The following is an 18160-nucleotide window of genomic DNA, read 5'->3' as shown; positions in this document are numbered from 1 at the left end:
CCAACGACAGAATATTGTGAAGAGGACGTAACTATGAACGCCGAGCAAGCAACGCGTCAACGCGGCTTCACGTTGATTGAATTGATCATCGTGATTGTAATTTTGGGACTCCTTGCAGCTTCGGCACTGCCACGCTTCACGAGCGTCAGTGCTGATGCCGAAGATGCAGCGCTTGAAGGCGTGGCGGGTGGTTTTGCCAGTGCCGTAAGCTTAGTGCGCGCCGAATGGGAGTTACGTGGCCGACCGAAAGGGAATGCCGAAGGAGCTGGCGCAGTGATCGTGATGGATGGTGTTCCCGTAAATGTCGACGGTAATACAGGTTATCCGGTAAGTGGTAATAGCAACGCTGAAGCCCACGACCAAAGCATGACTAGCGAAGACTGCCGGACATTGATGCAGGCGATTTTGCAAGGCGCACCAACGGCCACAGCAAATTATGCGTTGTTGGGCGAAAATCGCTATTATGTGGCACGTGAGAATAACGGTACCAACGACATTTGCGTGTACTTTTTAGCAAACACCATCAAAAATCTTACCAGTGCGCCATCAGGTAACGACTACTTGAGTGTTGGGAACGTGTTTGTCTACAACCCACGTACTGGTGGGGTAAGCATTTTTAGCAATAACTAATTTTTTAGGGGTTGCTGGTGAATTTCTCGCGTTATGCGGTAGCGCCGAGTGATAAATAGCGGGTATATTAGTCACGAGGTAACGCAGAGACACGGGTAACTTGCACCTGAAGCGCTTGGTTTCGAGGTGATATTATTTTAACTAGGGAGATGTGCAAATGAAACGCCAACAAGGTTTTACATTAATTGAATTGATTATCGTGATTGTTGTGCTGGGGATCCTTGCGGTAACTGCAGCGCCACAATTCATTAATTTCTCGTCTGATGCGCGCGAGTCAACGGTGAAAGGCGCGCAAGCGTCAATCCAAGGTGCGATGCAGCTGGTTTACGCGCGTAGCTTGGTGAATGGTACAGAAGATACTAATCCTAGCTCAGTAACCACGGAAGGTGGTGACGTGACGACTGCATTTGGCTATCCAACAGCTGATGCGGCAGGCATTGCTGTAGCAGCAGGTCTTAATGCGAGCGATTGGACACAAGTGACGAACACTGACGACTCTGACGTGGCAGTAGGCGCGATTGGTTTCCACCCTGTTGGTGTAGACCCAGATTTTTCTGGTGCAACGGACAGCTGCCATGTGCTTTACACCCAAGCGGCGGATGCAGACACTGCAGCAACAGTTTCGGTTGATACTGCTGGTTGTTAAAGAATTCATGATTGAAAAAAGGCGCTCTTCGGAGCGCCTTTTTTGTATCTACTGCGTCAAATCCTGTTCACTTAACTTGCGCACATTACCACGATACTCGCCAAAGCCACCAAAGGCGCGTGGGTCGTTATAGGTTGTGCCATCGGGATCTTGCCATGGGTACTCGAGGAAGCTAGGAACGTCGAGCTCGAAACGGAATTCGCCTTGTGCTGGTGTACCGGTTGGTGCCGTCCAAAACAGTGGCGCTGTGCCAACCGTACCATCGATAAGAGTGCCGGGCGCACCACCAGGGGTCGTGGTGATCGGGTCGATGTAATCCACCACCGCCAAGTTTGCGGGGTCATAACCGCTGCACTGGTCGGCCGGATGGGTGGTAAAGAGCTCACCATTCCAATACTCCGCTCGCAACGCTACCGGTAAATTCGAACTTTCCGGACCATAACTATTGTCCAAAGCGAGGCGGCCATAGACCAGGTTCAGTTCACCGCTCAATGGAACCGCATCGCCGCTAAGTGTGGTTAAGGTCACTTGCGCTGGCAGAAAATCGCGGTTATCGATCTCGCTGGCTACCTGTAAACCGACTTCGATTGTCGTAAATGGGCCGTCAGGGGTTAAATCTGCGCGTTTTTGCAAGGTTGCATCGTTGACTGCTAGCAGCAGTTGGCCGTCAATCCATGTGGTAGGCAAGGTTGCCTGCCAACGCGAGGCGAAGTCGTCGGTGCTGGTGTCAGTAGGGGTGTTGCGCACCACAGACTTCAGCACTGCGGTGCCAACGTAATACTCGCCGTAATTGTAGAGACGCAAGTCGTCGACACTACGGGCCTCAAGTGTTGCGTCAAGTAAGGCTGCGGCATCGCCCATGTAGGAAAAGTCGCCAGCGCTACAGCTATCGGTAACACTCCCAGTAAGCAGGGTGAAATGGGCTGGGTAAAAGCGGCCAATCGGACTTGGCGGCCGGCTAAAGGCATCGCCACCGCCCAAGTAACTATTATTCGGCAGGACTGCCCTAAGGTTGACGGTCCCAGCCTCGTTCCAAACCACAGCGTCCGATGCGTAAGCGCCTGCTAAGGTGCCACTGGGTGTGAACGGGTTGGGTAGTTGCAACTTACTGGCATCCGCATTTGGATGCGAAGGCAACGGGTAAGCAACGGAGTCAAAACTTGCAGAGATGGCGAGTGGCGTAACTTCGTTGCCGAAATTAGGTGTGACCTGACCGTTCGCATTAAAGCTACGTACAATGGCGCTAAAGGTCTCACCGGCGGCGGCATAACCAGCGCCACTATCCGTCGTTGCAGCGACCGGTTGACCTGAACTGTCCAGTGCTTGCACGGTGAGTGTATGGGGTTTAACCACATAATCATTAAGGCTGGTCCCGACGAGTACGAGGTTGGGGTCATTGACCGTCGGATTGCCGTTGGCTGAAGCGCTGAGATCAACGCGGGCGTGCATGCGCAATAACCCGACATCAGTGTAGTTGTTGGTGAGCGTCGCTGAGCCGGTACTATCGAAAGTGAGATTGAACACGCTGTAATTGAGCGCCGAACCAGCGTTGTTGAGCGCTACAGTGTCGCCGTTTACCCGATACTCTTGCCCAGCTTGGCACTGTGTTGGATTGCTACACTGGACTGCTAGCTCGACCGCCTGTGGGCCTGAAAGACGCGCCTCGCAGGCACCAGTAGTGGTATTGGTTTGCACCGCGCGCAAGGTGGTCGTGAAGTCGACACCAGCAAAGCTACTTGGAATGGTGCTTTGGCCGTCGGCGGCAGCGACAATTAAACCGGCGGTGTTAAAGTCGACCGTACAATCGGTTGCCACGGTACCGCTGCTATCAACACATTGACTCGCTGCAACAGGTGCAGGTGAACTGCCCGTTGCGGCAAGCGTAGCAGTACCGCCAGCGGGCCACTGCAAGCCAGCGACACCACTGCCATTGGTGAAGTTAAGGGTTGCTGAAGCACCATTGCTACTGACAACATCACCCCCTTGCCACACTGGGCCATTCGCACCAGCGTTAAGGTCGACTGCGACATTACCGTTATAGAGCTGTGAACAACTGGCATCGGCACAGGCTAAAACTTCAACCACCACGCTGTAGCAACTGACCACCGACTGCGGGTGGCGGATGCGCAAGTGATGAATACTGGGTTGTGGACCACAGCCAATGGCGTCGAGTAAATCTTCTTGAACCTCAGGACTGTAATCGAAGTTGGTATTGTTGCCTACCGTGATGGTGCCGGGGGTAAGAATGGCGCCTTGGTAATTATTGTTGTTGCCAAGGGTAACGGAGGTCGACGCGAAAGGACTGTAGATTAGGCCGTTGAAGTTAATGACGGTGTTACTCGCGCCACCTTCATTGTAGTTGCCAAGATTGACGTAGGCACCGTCGTACAAGAACACCAACATGTCGCCGACAGGACCCGAGCTATTCACGAAAATATTATTGTCACCAATAATGTAATCCCGTACGAACAGCCGTACTTGTCCCTGCGGAACAATATTAATGTAGGAGTTATTGTCGAGGTCGAGGCGCTCGATAAAGTAATCGCCCGGGCCAAGTTGCGCCTCGGAGTCGCGGCCATCAAACGTAAGTTCTTCAATGTAATAGGTACCGCCGCCGCTGAAGGTGACCAAAGGTGTTGCATTACCTCTTTTGTCGGTGGAAATAGTACCGTAGCTACCCGGCGCGATGTTGGTCGCATTGACTAAATCGGCGCCGCCGGTTTGCGAACTGGGAAACGTGCTGGGCGAAAGTGGGGGGAATTGCAAGTCAACGGTTTCGACTTGGCCAATGGGCGTTGGTGTATTCCCCGTGCCATCGATGACATTATCGTTGATTTCTGAGTTATTGCCGTACTCAAAACCGCTTTCACCGATGATGCCGTAATCGAAAAGATCGCTGTATTGCTCACATTGCGCAGCGCTAGGTGTTGTTTGTGCGTGGGCAATACCGTTGGTGAGCACCCCAGTCGCAACGATCAAGGCACTTATGCTTAACGGTAGCCAGAAACGGTTATTGAACCCCATCACCAATCTCCACCAAAATGCGTTTTGAAAAATTAAAGTCGCCACCCGCGCAGCTTCCTTCGGCAATAATGCGCACATGGGTGCCACTGTAAGGATGACTTAATTGTAGCTGATTACAGCGAACCGCAGTCTCACACTGCGTTAACCCCTGAGTTGCAAAGCTGTAATTGCGCACAACCGGCGGTTCGTTACCACTCCGTGCCGGACAGATCGTGGTGTTTAGCTCCGCATCTAATGGATACAGCTCGGTCATGAGTAGTTGCACGCCACTTTGTGCGGCAAGTTGCGCGCGCGTGCCTAACACATCACTTGCGACCGCATTGGCGCTATCGTTGAGCGCGCGAACTAAAGTGAGGCCGAGCAAAGCAACAATCAGCAACACGAAGAGGGCGACTGCAAGTGCAGCGCCGCGCTGTAAAGGGTGCGCGTTAAGGTACATTGGGAATATAAACCTCATGCGTGATGTCGATGGTTGCGCTCTGATCCTCGCTCGAAACAAAAGCAAAAAACAGTCGCACTAAGTTGCTGCGTTGTAGCGTAGGTTCAAGCACCACAAAGGGCGCCTGTCCGGCACTGAGGTTGTTGGCAACATCGACTGCCATGACCTGCTGGCTGCCAGCGCTACTTTGCAACGTGGTTAAGCCTGGCTGCGTGCCGCTCAGAGCGTAATTAGAATAGCGAATGAGTTCATTACGTGCTTCATCCACGCACCAACTCACCGGAGGCGCACCGAAATAAAAAGTACGTGACGGGCTATCAGTAAAGAACTCACTTGGCGAACCCGCCAACGTAAGCGAGGATAGGCCGTTTTGCGGGGGATCGGAAGCTATGGCAGCGATGGTTTTGCGTCGCGTTTGGTCAGTACTATAGATATAACTCGGCTCCGTCGCATAGACCAGAACATAACTCCCCACCAGATTGGCGGTGTTTAAACTTAAATAAGGGGTCACCACCACCATCGGGTTGGTGCCGCCCGGGCCCGGACGTGGCAATGATAAATAAACATTACTGCCGAGCATCGGCATAAACTCAAGACAGGCACCATTGCTGCGCGCACTGCGCGGCACCGCAGAACGGATTTCGCGATTGAGACGCTCAACAGCGAAGCGTTGTTCCGCAACCAATTGTGTACGTGACCCAACTTGGGCAACGATCTCGCTGCCAATGCCCAAGAAACTAAAGGAATAAATCGCCAAAACGGCGAGTAGCACGACGACGATAATAATTTCGACCAGGGTGAAGCCGCGCTGAATGCTTTTGTGGGCCCGCATTAATAATTCCCCTTAATGAAGGCGAACGTGAAATCTTGTGATTGCGCAGTTGTGAACGTCACTTGCACGCGCTTGAAGCGAGTAACAGCGCTACTGCAGACCCCCTGTGGGTCGCTGTAACACACCTCAATGGCGTAGCTAAAACCACGGTAATCGTCGCTGATATCGTTGCCTAATGCGTCTTGGAGATTAGGTTGAGCGACATGCAGCAGGTGGTAATCATCGATATCGTCGAAGCGCTCACGAGTTTCACTGTCGGGGCCTAATGTAGCACTACAGGCGGGAGCGCCAGTTTCGCCACAGCGCAACGAGCCGCCACTGCGGTCACTGTTTTCATCAAAGGACTTGCCTTGAATTTCTTCAATGAAAGCTTGGGCTAAGTTCGCCGCGCGTACTTGTAATACGGGTTCCGCGCTGCGCAGCGCTTGCGGAAAAATGAGTGTGGCTACGAGCGATAAGGCAAAGGCGAGAACCACTACACCGATGATCAGTTCGATCAAAGTAAAGCCGCGCATGGACGTTGCTGCGGTGACCGAAGGCCAAGTGAGTGGAGAGCGTTGCTTCATATTTTAGTTGTTGTTCGCAGTTGCTTAATTTATGGTCAGTTTATCAACAATCTTTAACTTGTTAAGTCAATACTATACTCTTTTTACATATTTTCGCACTGCGACCTCGGAATTGGGCATGACAGCAAACATGAGTGTAAAAAACGTGCAAGGCTTCTCGGTCATCGAGCTGATCGTCGTTATCATCCTGTTGGGCATTATTGCGGTCACTGCGGGCCCTGCATTTATGAGTCGTGACGGCATTGCTGAGCAACGTGTGCAGACCGAGTTATTAAGCTTATTGCGGCTGAGTCAAGAGCGTGCCATGCAGGATGTTAAGCAACGGTGCTATGGCATGACGATCAGTGCTGCTGAGTTGCAGCCCTACACTTGTGGTGAAACCATTGCGAATGCGGAAAAAATTCCACTTGCAGCTGAGGTGACAGTCACCGTAACGGCTTCGCTAGCAAATGCGCAAGCTCGTTGGCTTTTTAACAGTTGGGGTTGCCCAGTGTCAGAAAATCACAGTAGCGTGGCGGAACCATGCGGTCAAAGCAGCGTCGAATTTACGATTAGCGGTGCGACAACGCGTTATGTTTGTGTGCAAAGTCATGGGTATATCCGCAGTGGCGCCTGTAGTACATAAATCCGACGTTATTAGCAGTGTCAAAGCATGCAAAAAATATGCAATAATACGCACAAGCTATGCGGAGTGCGCTTGCTCGACAAATCAGCTATTGCTAAAGTGAGTGCGTTTTCCCACCAACCCGATAGAACAAAAGACCAGTAAAGGGAACACCCCTGATGTTTAAGAAATTGCGCGGAATTTTCTCAAACGATCTCTCCATCGATTTGGGTACAGCAAACACACTTATTTACGTGAAAGACGAAGGTATCGTGCTGAACGAACCTTCGGTTGTCGCCATTCGTCAAGAGCGTTCGGGTGGCCCGAAAAGCGTGGCAGCTGTAGGGCATCAAGCGAAGCAAATGTTAGGCCGTACGCCGGGCAATATTAAAGCGATTCGTCCCATGAAAGACGGTGTTATTGCCGACTTCTATGTGACCGAAAAGATGCTGCAACACTTCATTAAGAAGGTGCATGACAGCCACTATTTCCGCCCGAGTCCACGCGTATTGGTGTGTGTGCCTTGTGGTTCGACTCAAGTTGAGCGTCGCGCCATTCGTGAATCAGCCCTCGGTGCAGGTGCGCGCGAAGTCTACCTTATTGACGAGCCTATGGCGGCAGCGATTGGTGCAGGTCTACCAGTATCAGAAGCGACTGGCTCAATGGTCGTCGATATTGGTGGTGGTACTACAGAAGTTGCGATTATCTCTTTGAACGGTGTGGTCTATTCATCTTCAGTGCGTATCGGTGGTGATAAGTTCGATGAAGCCATTGTGAATTACATCCGCCGGAACTTCGGCTCACTGATTGGTGAAGCGACCGCTGAACGTATCAAGCATGAAATTGGCTCGGCGTTCCCTGGTGACGAAGTCCGTGAAATTGAAGTTCGTGGCCGTAACCTTGCTGAAGGTGTGCCGCGGTCATTTACGCTGAACAGCAACGAAATCCTTGAAGCATTGCAAGAGCCGCTGATGGGAATCGTGAGTGCGGTAATGGTTGCCCTTGAGCAATCACCGCCAGAGCTGGCATCAGATATTTCCGAGCGCGGTATGGTGCTGACCGGTGGTGGCGCATTACTGCGTGACCTCGACCGCTTGTTGATGGAAGAAACAGGAATTCCAGTGATTATCGCCGATGATCCACTCACCTGTGTGGCACGTGGCGGCGGTAAGGCGCTCGAAATGATCGATATGCATGGTGGTGACCTGTTTAGTTATGAGTAACACGCCATGAAGTCGCTGTTTGAACACGGCCCTTCATTAAGTACACGGCTACTACTAGCGCTGATTGTAGCTGGTACGCTGATGTTCCTCGACCACCGGCTGCAAACGATGCAGCCGGTGCGTTCGTTTTTAAGCACCGCCACTGCTCCCGTGCAATACCTCGCCGTTTTACCCGAAGAAATGATGGACCGCTTGGTGTATTTAGCCACCACACGGTCGGCACTGCGCGAAGATAACCAACGCCTGCGCGATGAGTTACTTGGCTTGCAAATGGCGGTACAGCGCCTCAACTTTCTCGAAAATGAAAATGCGCGATTGCGACAACTGCTGGGCTCCGAGGTACGGGCGGCCAGCCGCCGCATGGCTGCTGAGGTAGTTTCGGTCGCTACGGATCCGTTTTCGCATCAAGTGGTGATTAATAAAGGTTATCAAAGTGGCGTTTACGAAGGTCAGCCGGTACTCGATAATCGCGGTATCGTTGGCCAGGTCATTAGCGTCGCGCGCAGTACTGCTCGGGTCCTGCTGATTGCCGATCAGAGCCATGCGATTTCGCTGCGCGCTGAGCGCAATGATATTCGTGTGATTGCGCAAGGTACGGGCTCGTTGACCCAGCTTGAGCTGAGCTTTATTCCGCATAGTACCGAGCTGAAAGAAGGTGATGTGCTAGTGTCATCGGGACTCGGTGGCGTTTTCCCCGAAGGTTACCCAGTCGCAGAAATCAGTGTGATTAATAGGGATGAACGTCTGCAGTACGCACAAGTATTCGTCACACCGTTTGCCCAGCTTGACCGGGTGCGCACGCTATTGCTGTTGTGGCCGGCGGATGCCCAAGAACAACCCATCTATGAAGACGCTGTGGAAGTCGACGAGGTGAACGATGTGGGTTAAATCAGGGCTGTTGCCATTATTATTCAGTTACGTGCTGGCATTGGTGTTAACCATCATGCCGATCCCTGCGGTATTAGAGCCTTGGCGGCCGGATTGGGTGAGTCTGGTACTGATTTATTGGTTGATCGCGATTCCCCATCGTGTGGGTTTCGGGACTGTGCTCATCATGGGCCTGCTGACTGATATTTTGATGGGAAGTACCTTTGGCATCTATGCTACTGCGTTGGTACTGGTGGCTTACCCAGCGTTACGCCACTTCCAGCGCATTCGAAATTATTCACTGACGCAACAATTGCTGATTGTCGGTGTCTTAATTTTTGTGAAACGCGTTATCGTCTATGAACTTGAACACGTGCTCAACGACGCCGTGTTTAATCTGCCGTACCTTTACCCGGTGCTTTCTTCGGCCATTATTTGGCCTTGGTTATTTTTGATTTTGCGCCGCTATCGTCGCCGCTATCTAATTCGTTAAAACCTTCAGGAGTCGTTTATGCATCTGGTCTTAGCCTCCGGCTCACCGCGTCGCTATGAATTGCTGCAATTACTAGATCGGCCATTTTCGGTGGTTCGCCCTGAGGTACCTGAGCAACAACAGCTGAACGAAACCGCGGCGGATTATGTGCAACGATTAGCGAAGACAAAGGCGGAAGCAGGTGCCGCGATGGTGGACGACGACGCATTGGTACTTGGTGCCGACACCATTGTGGTGTGTGATGAACAGGTATTAGAAAAGCCGTTGGATGAAGCGGATTTCAGCAGAATGATGCAAATGCTTTCCGGGCGTAGCCACCAAGCAATGACCGCCGTCGCATTGCACCATAATGGTGCAACCGATGTGGTTTTAGTCACTACTTTGGTGCATTTTAAGCCACTTTCGGATGCGGAAATAGCCGACTATTGGCGTTCTGGCGAGCCACACGACAAAGCGGGCGGTTATGGTATTCAAGGCCGCGCGGCAAAGTTTGTTGAGCGCATTGAAGGTAGCTATTTAGCGGTGGTGGGGCTACCGTTATACGAAACCGAACAATTAATCCAAGCCGTTGAGAGTAAAGCGAAATGAGCGCTGAGATATTAATGAATGTGACCCCAACAGAAACGCGGGTGGCATTAATTGAAAACGGTATATTGCAAGAGATCCACATTGAGCGCCAAGCCAAACGTGGGCTGGTGGGTAATATCTATGTCGGCAAGGTTGCGCGGGTGCTGCCTGGCATGCAAGCTGCGTTTGTTGATATCGGCCTTGATAAAGCGGCGTTTCTGCATGCCTCAGACATTGTTTCGCCGTTATCGGCGGCCGAAGGTGTCGCACCACGTCCAGATTTAGCGCCTGATATTGCGACGCTCGTGCGTCCAGGCCAGCATATCCTAGTGCAGGTCGTCAAAGACCCCCTTGGCACGAAAGGGGCACGACTGACCACCGATATTACGATTCCGTCGCGCTACATGGTGTTGATGCCGCAGTCGCCGCACGTGGGGATTTCGCAACGTATTGAAGATGAAGCCGAGCGCGAACGTTTAAAACAGGCGGCGCAACCGTATTGTGACGAAGAGGGTGGCTTTATTGTACGTACCGCGGCCGAAGGAGCTAGCGATACCGAGTTACGCCGCGACGCAGCTTTTTTACGGCGGCTCTGGGATACCTTGCAAAAGCGTCGCAAGGGCATGCGTAAGATCGGCATTGTCTATGAAGACCTCAATCTATCTTGCCGGATTTTACGCGATTTTGTCGGTGACGAAATTGAGCGAATTCGGGTCGACTCGAAAATCACTTTCGAAGTGCTGCAAGAGTTTGTGCACGAATTTATTCCTGAATTGGAGTCGGCGCTTGAGTACTACGCTGGCGAGCGGCCCATTTTCGATATGTTTGACGTTGAAAATGAAGTGCAGCGCGCGCTTGATCGCAAAGTTGAGCTGAAATCAGGCGGCTCGATCATTATTGATCAGACCGAGGCGATGACCACGATCGACATCAATACGGGGGGCTTTGTCGGGCATCGCAACCTCGAAGAAACGATTTTCAACACCAACATTGAGGCGACGCAGGCCATTGCGCGACAACTGCGACTGCGTAACTTGGGCGGGATTATTATCATCGACTTCATTGACATGCAAAATGCTGATCATCGGCGTCGCGTGCTGCATAGTCTTGAACAGGCGTTGGCAAAAGACCGTGCGAAAACCTCGATTAATGGCTTTACCTCGCTTGGTTTAGTTGAGATGACGCGCAAGCGCACGCGCGAGAGCTTAGAGCATGTGTTATGTTCCGAATGCCCTGTGTGTAGTGGCCGTGGCAGCATGAAGACGGTTGAAACCGTGTGTTACGAAATTATGCGCGAGATTGTGCGCGTGAATCGTGCTTACGCCGCAGATCATTTTGTGATTTACGCGTCGGCTGCGGTTACGGATGCGTTGTTAAATGAAGAATCACACGCCCTAGCAGAGCTTGAAGTGTTCATTGGTAAGCAAGTTAAAATCTCCGTGGAACCGCTCTACCATCAAGAGCAGTTTGACGTCGTTATGATGTAATTGATGATGTAGTTGGTAAAGAGCCTATGTGGCGAGTGTCATTAAAAGTAGCCTACCGAACCTTACTCTACAGCATTGCGACAGCCTTGGTGTTGTTTGCGGTGTTGCTGAGCGTATTGCGCTACTTACTGCCACAGCTCCCCGACGTCACCCATCAGGTTGAACGCTTTTTTGCCGATAACTATGCCGCCGAAATTGTCGTCGGTCAGTTAGGCGCAGACTGGAATAGCGCCGGACCACAACTGATTTTGCAAGACATTGAAGTGCAACGCCTCGCCGGCGAAGCAACGCAGTTGCAACTCAACGAAGCGCGTGTGGTTTTTAACTTCTGGCAAAGTCTGCGCACGTGGTCATTGAAGTTTGAGCAAGTCACCCTAGCAAATTTGCAGCTTACCTACGACCTACGCAATCCTTCACTTGGTGAAAACGCGGACCTGACGGATACGCTGCCGCGATTTTTTCTCAATCAACTCGACCAAGTCACGATTGAGGACAGCCGGTTAGAGTTGATCAATTTGCTAGGTGTACGTCACGCAGTGGATATTGAGCGTTTGAGCTGGAGCAACCAAGGGCGCTCACACCAAGGCTTTGGCAGCTTGCGCCTGGCGGATCTTGCGGCGAACTCTTTGGACGTGATCATTGATGTTGAAGGTAATGACCCGCGGGATTTAGCGGGCCAAATTTATGTACGTGCCGAGAATTTGGATATTGCCGGCTACTTGCAGCAAAAAGTGGTGGATGCGCAAATCTCGCAAGCGGAATTCAATTTCACCATGTGGCTGAACTTTGCCCAAAGTGATTTTCGCAATGGTATTTTGCAGTTAGGTCGTAACGAACTGCACTGGAAAGTCGCAGAACGTCGTCACCAACTCGTTATTCCAAAAGGCTTGCTCAAGTTACGGCCAAGCGAAAAAGGCTGGTTGGTGAATAACAACCCCATTACTTTGGTGCAGGACGATACAACGTGGACGCTACCGACGGTCAGCTGGCTGCAAACCCCTGACCACTATGCGCTAAGTGCTGAGGATGTGCCGCTAGCGCCACTGGTGCAACTTGCGACACTCACCGGTAGTCGTGGTCAAGAGTGGGTTGATAAGTTGCGCGAAGCAGCGTTTACCGGTGCAGTCGATGTTAGCGTCGAACAAAAGCTCCGCCAGCCACTGCAATGGCAAATTGGTGCTCGCGACATTGCCTGGCAAAGCTTTTCGGGAATTCCTGGGTTAACCAACGTCAGTCTTGATGTGCGAGGCTCGGGGCGCCAAGGTCATTGGCGGTTACAGGGGGCGGAAAGCTCGATTAGTAGTGCTTACCTGAGCGACCGGCAAGCCTGGCGTTTTGAGCAGCTCGCTGCGAATGGTCGATTTACTACAACAGCCGATACGTGGGAACTAAGCGTAGCGGATACCAGTCGCTTTGACTTAGTAGGGCTACCGCTTCGCGCGCAAGCCCGTTTGCGCTTTGACCAAGAACTGTATATTGATGCCAAAGTCGCCAGTGCCGCAGCTGAACCTATTCCTGCCGATGTGTTGCGACAATATATGCCGCAAGTGATGGGTGCTGATCTCTATGACTATTTGCAAACCGCATTACTAGAAGGTGCAGCAACAGGCATTGCTATGGTGTGGCGTGGGCCGGTAGCAGATTTTCCCTACCAAAAGCCGACCGGTGTGTTTCGTGCCCAAGCATCGATTGAACAGTTGGTGTATCGCTTTCAGCCAAATTGGCCGGTCGTCTCTGATGCCAAGGCTTATGTCCACTTTGGCAATGAACGTATGCATATACTCACCACCGATGCGGTTATTGAGGGCGTGACGCTGCCGCAGGTGGATACCAAAATCGCCGATATTCTTGTACAACCATCGACGCTGACGATTGAAGGCGCAATCACGGGTCCTAGTGAGCGTTTGCAACCCTTATTTGCGGCAAGTCCGCTAGCCGATTCGTTGGGCACTACACTCACGGAGCTGCAGCTGTCAGGGCCATTACGTGGCGCCTTGCAGCTGACGATTCCGTTAGACAATAGCCGGCAAGTGGTTGCCGAAGGCTACGCCGATCTGGAAGGGAACGACCTCTATGTGGACAGCTTAGGTGAAAACTTTACCGATCTGCGTGGACGGATTCATTACCGCAATGATGTTATCGACGCCGAGGACTTAACTTTTGCTTGGCAGCGACTTCCGGTGACAGCCACGCTCGAAGGTCGGGCGCGCGAACAAGATTATCATGTGAAGGTTGCGATTGACGCGTTGTGGTCGATGACGAAATTGGCTGAGCAAAAGCCGACCACCGCACAAATTGCCAACGGCGAATTTGCTTGGCAAGGCCAACTGGCCTTGTCGATGCCCGAGGCAGGCGGTTACTCCTTTCATTGGCAGCAACAATCTGATCTCAATGCCCTTGAACTCACCTTGCCCGAACCTTTTGCGTTGGGCATCGGCGAAGCCATGCCTTGGCAATTGCAGGTCTCAGGTGGCCCTGAAAGTTTGCTCATTAACAGCACGCTCGGCGAGCATAGCTTGTTGGAACTGCAATACAACGGTGACGCATCGGTACTGCAACAGGGGTATGGCCGCATTGGTGAACGCGTGGGGCAATTGCCCAACCCCGATCTATTAGGCCTCAACCCACAATTCCCGTTGGAGGTAGGCTTAGGTCAAGCCGACGCTGCGCAGTGGCTGGACACCATTGCAACTATCAAGCAGTGGTGGAGCGAGCAGCAAACCGCAAGCGATCGGCAACGAAATTTTGCCAGTCCAATTCCAGATGTGATCGAGGTGCAAGTCGCAACACTTGAATTTGGCGAACACCGTATGCATGACAATGCCATTGTATTGTGGCCGCAAGAAGAGCCAGTGGAGCAGGAAATTATCGACACTTGGCGTTTCAATTGGCGGGCGCAAGAAGCCGTCATGCAAGGTAGTTATTGGCCAGCGTTTAGGGATCGGAGCGAGCGCGTTGACATCAGCGCAGACTATTTTGAATTGGCGGCACCGGTCGCACCCGAGCAAGTTGCTGAAGAGCTTGTTGCCGAAGTTGAAGAGGCTGCTACACCGCAAGATTTCAGCCGCTGGCCAGAATTTCAGTTTGCATGTAAGCGTTGCAGTTACGGCGCCTACGACTTAGGTGAAGTTGCCTTCCGTCTAGTACCGGGCGTAGAGCAGGTTCGCCTTGATGATATTCGTATCCGTAATGGCGAGCATGAACTCAATGCGCAATTGCGCTGGCTATTAGCAACCGCCGACCAAGCTGCGGTTACAGCGGTTACCGGAACCTTTAACAGTGAGGACTTGGGTAACTTTCTGAGCGACTATGACATTACCTCGATTGTGCAAGATAGTCCTGCAGACTTTGATTTTGAGCTGGTTTGGCAAGGTACGCCAGAGGCCTTTAATGTTGCCTCGCTCGATGGCAGTATGAACTGGCGTTTAGGGCAAGGTTATCTGAACGACGTCAGCGATGGCGGCGCACGCATTTTCTCGGTGTTGAGCCTGGAAAGTATCTTACGTAAATTACAGTTTGATTTTCGCGATATCTTTGCCAATGGCTTGTTCTTTACTGAGTTTGCTGGACAGTTCGCCATTGACGACGGTGTCGTAAGTACTGAACAGGCGCGTATGAATGGATCCGCTGGCGATATGGAAATTAGCGGTACCAGTAATTTGGTCACCAATGCGATTGATTACCAGCTGTACTTTGTGCCTAAAGTGACATCCAGCTTGCCGGTTATTTTAGCGTGGATGGTGAATCCGCCCTCGGGCCTGGCTGCATTGCTTATCGATAGGATGCTGCAAGACGCGCAAGTGATAAGTCGCTTAGAATATAAGATTTCGGGCACGATTGACGAACCCATCGTCGAAGAGGTTTCACGTGACAGTCGTGAAGTGCCGATTCCCGTTGATCAACTACCGCAGGAGGAGCCTGATGCAGCAGCACAAGAAAGTTCAACTGACAGCGGTACAAATGACCAGCCTGCCGGAGCCGCAGCAGAACCTGAAAATAATTGAACAATTACTACAGCAACTTCCCGCCGCTCGACCGCAATTGGTCGTCTTGCCAGAAGCCTGTTTGTGTTTTGGTGCGGGCGATAAACAACAACGTTCCTATGCCGAACTGTACAGCGAAACAGCCCCCTTACAGGCGCAATTAGCGCAGCTGGCGGCGCAGCATGGCATTTATTTGTTGGTCGGGACAATGCCCATTGTTGATGACGAAGCCGCTGAGAAATTTTCCGCCGCATCCTTATTGTTCGGGCCAGACGGTAAGTGTTTGGCGCGCTACAACAAAATCCACTTGTTCGACGTCGATGTTGCGGATAACACCAAAACCTATCGTGAATCCAAGTGGACTGAGGCAGGACAAGAGGTTGTTACAGTGGCTACTGAGTTTGGCACGCTGGGTCTTGCAGTATGTTATGATGTGCGGTTTCCCGAGTTGTTTCGGGCGTTACGCGATAAAGGCGCAGCTATTATTGCGTTACCCTCAGCGTTTACCAAGGTCACCGGCGCCGCGCATTGGCAGGTGTTGACGCGGGCACGAGCGATTGAGCAGCAATGTTTCGTGGTCGCTGGCGCGCAAGTAGGCACGCATGCGAATGGCCGTGAAACTTATGGCCATGCATTGATCATCGATGGTTGGGGCAACGTAGTAAGCGAATGTGATGGGGTAACGAGTCCCTGCTTAGCCACGGCGAGTGTCGAGCTTGATAGCTTGCAACCGATCCGTAGCAATATTCCAGTGGCAAAACATTTTGCCCGTAGTAAGAAGGTAATTCATGAGTGAACACAATCAGGTCATTGACAATTTATTGACCGCAAATGAGCTTGATCTTGAACGCTTGCAACAGCGTTTAGCAGGGCTTTATACCGGCAGTATCGATTATGCGGATATCTATTTGCAGCATAGTCGCAACGAGTCGTGGGTGTTGGAAGACGGCATCGTTAAATCCGGCAGTTTTCACATCGAGACGGGTCTTGGTGTGCGCGCACTACACGAAGACAAAACCGGTTTTGCCTATGCCGACGAAATCACTCCGGCTGCGCTCGAGCAAGCTGCAGCGGCTGCACGCGGTATTGTTGCCGCTGGCACGGCGAACAAACTACATATCCCTACGGCGGTGCAGGGTGCGCCACGGTACCAAGGGCTGGATCCATTAGGCAGCCTTGATGAGGCGGCAAAAATTGCCTTACTGCGTGAAATGGATGCTTATGCGCGTGCACTCGACAGCCGTATCGTTGAAGTTATTGCCAGCGTCAGTGGTAGTTATGATGAAGTGTTGGTGATCGCTACTGACGGCACGCTAGCGACTGATGTGCGTCCATTGGTGCGCGTCAACTGTACGGTATTGGCCGAACAAAATGGCCGTCGTGAACGCGGTAGCGCGGGCGGTGGCGCACGAGTGGATTACCAGTATTTCTTTACCAACGAGCAGGCTGAGGCCGAGCCACGCTGGCAAAGCTATGCAAAAGAAGCCGTGCGACAAGCGTTGGTAAACCTAGAAGCGCAACCGGCACCGGCTGGCACGATGCCGGTAGTTCTCGGTTCAGGTTGGCCAGGCGTATTGCTGCATGAGGCTGTTGGTCATGGACTTGAGGGTGATTTCAACCGCAAGGGCGCATCGGCCTATTCCGGTAAGATCGGCGAGCAGGTTGCCTCGGAATTGTGCACCATTGTTGACGACGGTACTTTGGCAGACCGCCGCGGCTCGCTTACGGTTGATGACGAAGGTACGCCAGCCGGTTATAACGTCCTGATTGAGAAAGGGCGCTTGGTTGGTTATATGCAGGATAAAATGAATGCGCGCTTAATGGGCGTTGCACCTACTGGTAATGGTCGTCGCGAGTCCTATGCGCACTTACCGATGCCACGTATGACCAATACCTATATGTTAGGTGGTGAGGCAAGTCCGGAAGATATCATTCGCAGCGTCAAACGCGGGGTTTATGCGCCGCAATTTGCCGGTGGCCAAGTCGATATCACTTCGGGCAAATTCGTCTTTTCAGCGTCCGAAGCTTATTTAATCGAAGATGGCAAAATTACCGCGCCGCTGAAAGGGGCTACCTTGATTGGTAATGGTCCTGAGGCAATGCGACAGGTCTCAATGGTAGGCAATGATCTTGCCCTTGATAGCGGTGTCGGTGTGTGTGGTAAAGACGGTCAAAGTGTGCCAGTTGGCGTTGGGCAACCAACCTTGAAGCTGGATGCCCTGACCGTAGGTGGCACTGCTTAAGCAGCGGTCACTTCGCGTAAATACTTGAAGAGCTCGCGTGCAGCGGCGGGCGGTTTGCCTTGCTGCTGTTGCTTTTGCGCTTGGCGATACAGCTGCCGTAATTTTTGTCGGTCAGCGTGTGGATAGGTTTCCAAAAAGTCTTGGATAGCGCTATCGCCTTCAGCCAAAATCGCATCGCGTTGCTTTTCGAGCTGATGAAATAAAGCATTTTGCTCATGATGTGCGTTTTCAAGTTCGTACAACGCTTGCTCAATAGGAGCAGTGTCACGATTGCGCATCATTTTGCCAATGTGTTGCAGTTGTCGGCGAAAGCCTTCGCGCTTGTTGCGAATACGCTGCGCCAACTGAATGGCGTCAAGTAGGGCTTCGTCGAGTGGAATCTTTTCCAGCTTGCCAGCGGGCAAGTCGACAAGTTTCGTACCCAGCGCTTGCTGTGCTTCTGCTTCACGTTTTAATTGAGATTTACTGACGAGTTGATCGTCGTCTTGGTCGAAGTCGTGACTATCGTGCATGGTATGTCCTCTGTGCTACCGACATAGTTTAACAGGCAACGCAC

The 18160-nt window shown here is 52.0% G+C and carries 16 protein-coding genes; 11 read left to right on the top strand and 5 right to left on the bottom strand.

Annotation, left to right across the window (positions count from 1 at the left end):
- The first annotated feature begins 33 nt into the window (after nt 1-33).
- Together CWI70_RS06815 and CWI70_RS12515 are read left to right on the top strand one after the other, a co-directional pair.
- On the top strand, nt 34-630 hold the full coding sequence (locus tag CWI70_RS06815; RefSeq protein ID WP_126771704.1) for a prepilin-type N-terminal cleavage/methylation domain-containing protein: 597 nt from the start codon (nt 34-36) through the stop codon (nt 628-630).
- A 157-nt stretch (nt 631-787) separates the two neighbouring features.
- A complete protein-coding gene (locus CWI70_RS12515; protein ID WP_126771702.1) occupies nt 788-1276 on the top strand; it encodes a prepilin-type N-terminal cleavage/methylation domain-containing protein in 489 nt (162 codons plus the stop codon).
- A 48-nt stretch (nt 1277-1324) separates the two neighbouring features.
- On the opposite strand, the gene CWI70_RS06805 is transcribed toward CWI70_RS12515, so the two are convergent.
- Genes CWI70_RS06805 through CWI70_RS06790 form a run of 4 tightly spaced genes read right to left on the bottom strand, consistent with a single transcriptional unit; the run spans nt 1325 to nt 6137 of the window.
- Nucleotides 1325-4300 carry a DUF6701 domain-containing protein gene (locus CWI70_RS06805; RefSeq protein ID WP_126771700.1) on the bottom strand — a complete coding sequence of 992 codons (2976 nt, stop codon included), beginning with the start codon at nt 4298-4300 and terminating at the stop codon, nt 1325-1327.
- On the bottom strand, nt 4287-4739 hold the full coding sequence (locus tag CWI70_RS06800; protein WP_126771698.1) for a pilus assembly PilX family protein: 453 nt from the start codon (nt 4737-4739) through the stop codon (nt 4287-4289). Before CWI70_RS06800 ends, CWI70_RS06805 begins: the two co-directional genes overlap by 14 nt.
- Entirely contained in the window at nt 4729-5571 is an 843-nt protein-coding gene (locus tag CWI70_RS06795) for a PulJ/GspJ family protein (RefSeq protein ID WP_126771696.1), read from the bottom strand. Before CWI70_RS06795 ends, CWI70_RS06800 begins: the two co-directional genes overlap by 11 nt.
- Nucleotides 5571-6137 carry a type IV pilus modification PilV family protein gene (locus CWI70_RS06790; protein ID WP_126771695.1) on the bottom strand — a complete coding sequence of 189 codons (567 nt, stop codon included), beginning with the start codon at nt 6135-6137 and terminating at the stop codon, nt 5571-5573. The genes CWI70_RS06795 and CWI70_RS06790 overlap by 1 nt, the downstream gene beginning before the upstream one ends.
- Before the next feature lie 118 nt (nt 6138-6255).
- Between CWI70_RS06790 and CWI70_RS06785 the strand changes: the two genes are divergently transcribed.
- From CWI70_RS06785 to tldD, 9 genes are all read left to right on the top strand, one after another.
- Nucleotides 6256-6762, top strand: coding sequence for a prepilin-type N-terminal cleavage/methylation domain-containing protein (locus CWI70_RS06785; protein WP_157980881.1), 507 nt, complete (start codon nt 6256-6258; stop codon nt 6760-6762).
- Nucleotides 6763-6920: 158 nt separating this feature from the next.
- Entirely contained in the window at nt 6921-7964 is a 1044-nt protein-coding gene (locus tag CWI70_RS06780; RefSeq protein WP_126753798.1) for a rod shape-determining protein, read from the top strand.
- A gap of 6 nt (nt 7965-7970) precedes the next feature.
- Complete coding sequence (gene mreC, locus CWI70_RS06775; protein WP_126771691.1) at nt 7971-8852, top strand: rod shape-determining protein MreC; 882 nt, start codon at nt 7971-7973, stop codon at nt 8850-8852.
- Entirely contained in the window at nt 8842-9324 is a 483-nt protein-coding gene (gene mreD / locus CWI70_RS06770) for a rod shape-determining protein MreD (protein WP_126771689.1), read from the top strand. Before mreC ends, mreD begins: the two co-directional genes overlap by 11 nt.
- A gap of 18 nt (nt 9325-9342) precedes the next feature.
- The gene (locus CWI70_RS06765) at nt 9343-9912 is read left to right on the top strand and encodes a Maf family protein (RefSeq protein WP_126771687.1); all 570 of its coding nucleotides are present in this window, start codon (nt 9343-9345) and stop codon (nt 9910-9912) included.
- Nucleotides 9909-11378: a ribonuclease G gene (gene rng, locus CWI70_RS06760; RefSeq protein WP_126771686.1), complete on the top strand. Its 1470-nt coding sequence runs from the start codon at nt 9909-9911 to the stop codon at nt 11376-11378. Before CWI70_RS06765 ends, rng begins: the two co-directional genes overlap by 4 nt.
- Nucleotides 11379-11404: 26 nt before the next feature.
- Entirely contained in the window at nt 11405-15382 is a 3978-nt protein-coding gene (locus tag CWI70_RS06755) for a YhdP family protein (RefSeq protein ID WP_126771684.1), read from the top strand.
- Nucleotides 15300-16157, top strand: a complete 858-nt coding sequence (locus CWI70_RS06750; protein WP_241967835.1) for a carbon-nitrogen hydrolase family protein — start codon at nt 15300-15302, stop codon at nt 16155-16157. The genes CWI70_RS06755 and CWI70_RS06750 overlap by 83 nt, the downstream gene beginning before the upstream one ends.
- Entirely contained in the window at nt 16150-17604 is a 1455-nt protein-coding gene (tldD, locus tag CWI70_RS06745) for a metalloprotease TldD (RefSeq protein ID WP_126771682.1), read from the top strand. Before CWI70_RS06750 ends, tldD begins: the two co-directional genes overlap by 8 nt.
- Here tldD and yjgA read toward each other — a convergent pair.
- Entirely contained in the window at nt 17601-18116 is a 516-nt protein-coding gene (gene yjgA / locus CWI70_RS06740) for a ribosome biogenesis factor YjgA (RefSeq protein ID WP_126771680.1), read from the bottom strand. The genes tldD and yjgA overlap by 4 nt on opposite strands.
- Nucleotides 18117-18160 lie beyond the last annotated feature (44 nt).

The sequence above is a fragment of the Pseudidiomarina homiensis genome (assembly GCF_003987225.1).
GTDB classification, from domain to species: Bacteria; Pseudomonadota; Gammaproteobacteria; order Enterobacterales; family Alteromonadaceae; genus Pseudidiomarina; species Pseudidiomarina homiensis.
This window is presented reverse-complemented; position numbering and strand designations above follow the sequence as displayed.

What these genes read in the sequence shown, in the direction of transcription:
- CWI70_RS12515 (WP_126771702.1), top strand. Translation starts at nt 788, where the DNA reads ATGAAACGCCAACAAGGTTTTACATTAATTGAATTGATTATCGTGATT.
- CWI70_RS06750 (WP_241967835.1), top strand. Translation starts at nt 15,300, where the DNA reads ATGCAGCAGCACAAGAAAGTTCAACTGACAGCGGTACAAATGACCAGC.
- CWI70_RS06755 (WP_126771684.1), top strand. Translation starts at nt 11,405, where the DNA reads ATGTGGCGAGTGTCATTAAAAGTAGCCTACCGAACCTTACTCTACAGC.
- CWI70_RS06785 (WP_157980881.1), top strand. Translation starts at nt 6,256, where the DNA reads ATGACAGCAAACATGAGTGTAAAAAACGTGCAAGGCTTCTCGGTCATC.
- CWI70_RS06765 (WP_126771687.1), top strand. Translation starts at nt 9,343, where the DNA reads ATGCATCTGGTCTTAGCCTCCGGCTCACCGCGTCGCTATGAATTGCTG.
- mreC (WP_126771691.1), top strand. Translation starts at nt 7,971, where the DNA reads ATGAAGTCGCTGTTTGAACACGGCCCTTCATTAAGTACACGGCTACTA.
- rng (WP_126771686.1), top strand. Translation starts at nt 9,909, where the DNA reads ATGAGCGCTGAGATATTAATGAATGTGACCCCAACAGAAACGCGGGTG.
- CWI70_RS06780 (WP_126753798.1), top strand. Translation starts at nt 6,921, where the DNA reads ATGTTTAAGAAATTGCGCGGAATTTTCTCAAACGATCTCTCCATCGAT.
- yjgA (WP_126771680.1), bottom strand. Translation starts at nt 18,116, where the DNA reads ATGCACGATAGTCACGACTTCGACCAAGACGACGATCAACTCGTCAGT.
- CWI70_RS06800 (WP_126771698.1), bottom strand. Translation starts at nt 4,739, where the DNA reads ATGTACCTTAACGCGCACCCTTTACAGCGCGGCGCTGCACTTGCAGTC.
- CWI70_RS06790 (WP_126771695.1), bottom strand. Translation starts at nt 6,137, where the DNA reads ATGAAGCAACGCTCTCCACTCACTTGGCCTTCGGTCACCGCAGCAACG.
- tldD (WP_126771682.1), top strand. Translation starts at nt 16,150, where the DNA reads ATGAGTGAACACAATCAGGTCATTGACAATTTATTGACCGCAAATGAG.
- CWI70_RS06815 (WP_126771704.1), top strand. Translation starts at nt 34, where the DNA reads ATGAACGCCGAGCAAGCAACGCGTCAACGCGGCTTCACGTTGATTGAA.
- CWI70_RS06795 (WP_126771696.1), bottom strand. Translation starts at nt 5,571, where the DNA reads ATGCGGGCCCACAAAAGCATTCAGCGCGGCTTCACCCTGGTCGAAATT.
- mreD (WP_126771689.1), top strand. Translation starts at nt 8,842, where the DNA reads ATGTGGGTTAAATCAGGGCTGTTGCCATTATTATTCAGTTACGTGCTG.
- CWI70_RS06805 (WP_126771700.1), bottom strand. Translation starts at nt 4,300, where the DNA reads ATGGGGTTCAATAACCGTTTCTGGCTACCGTTAAGCATAAGTGCCTTG.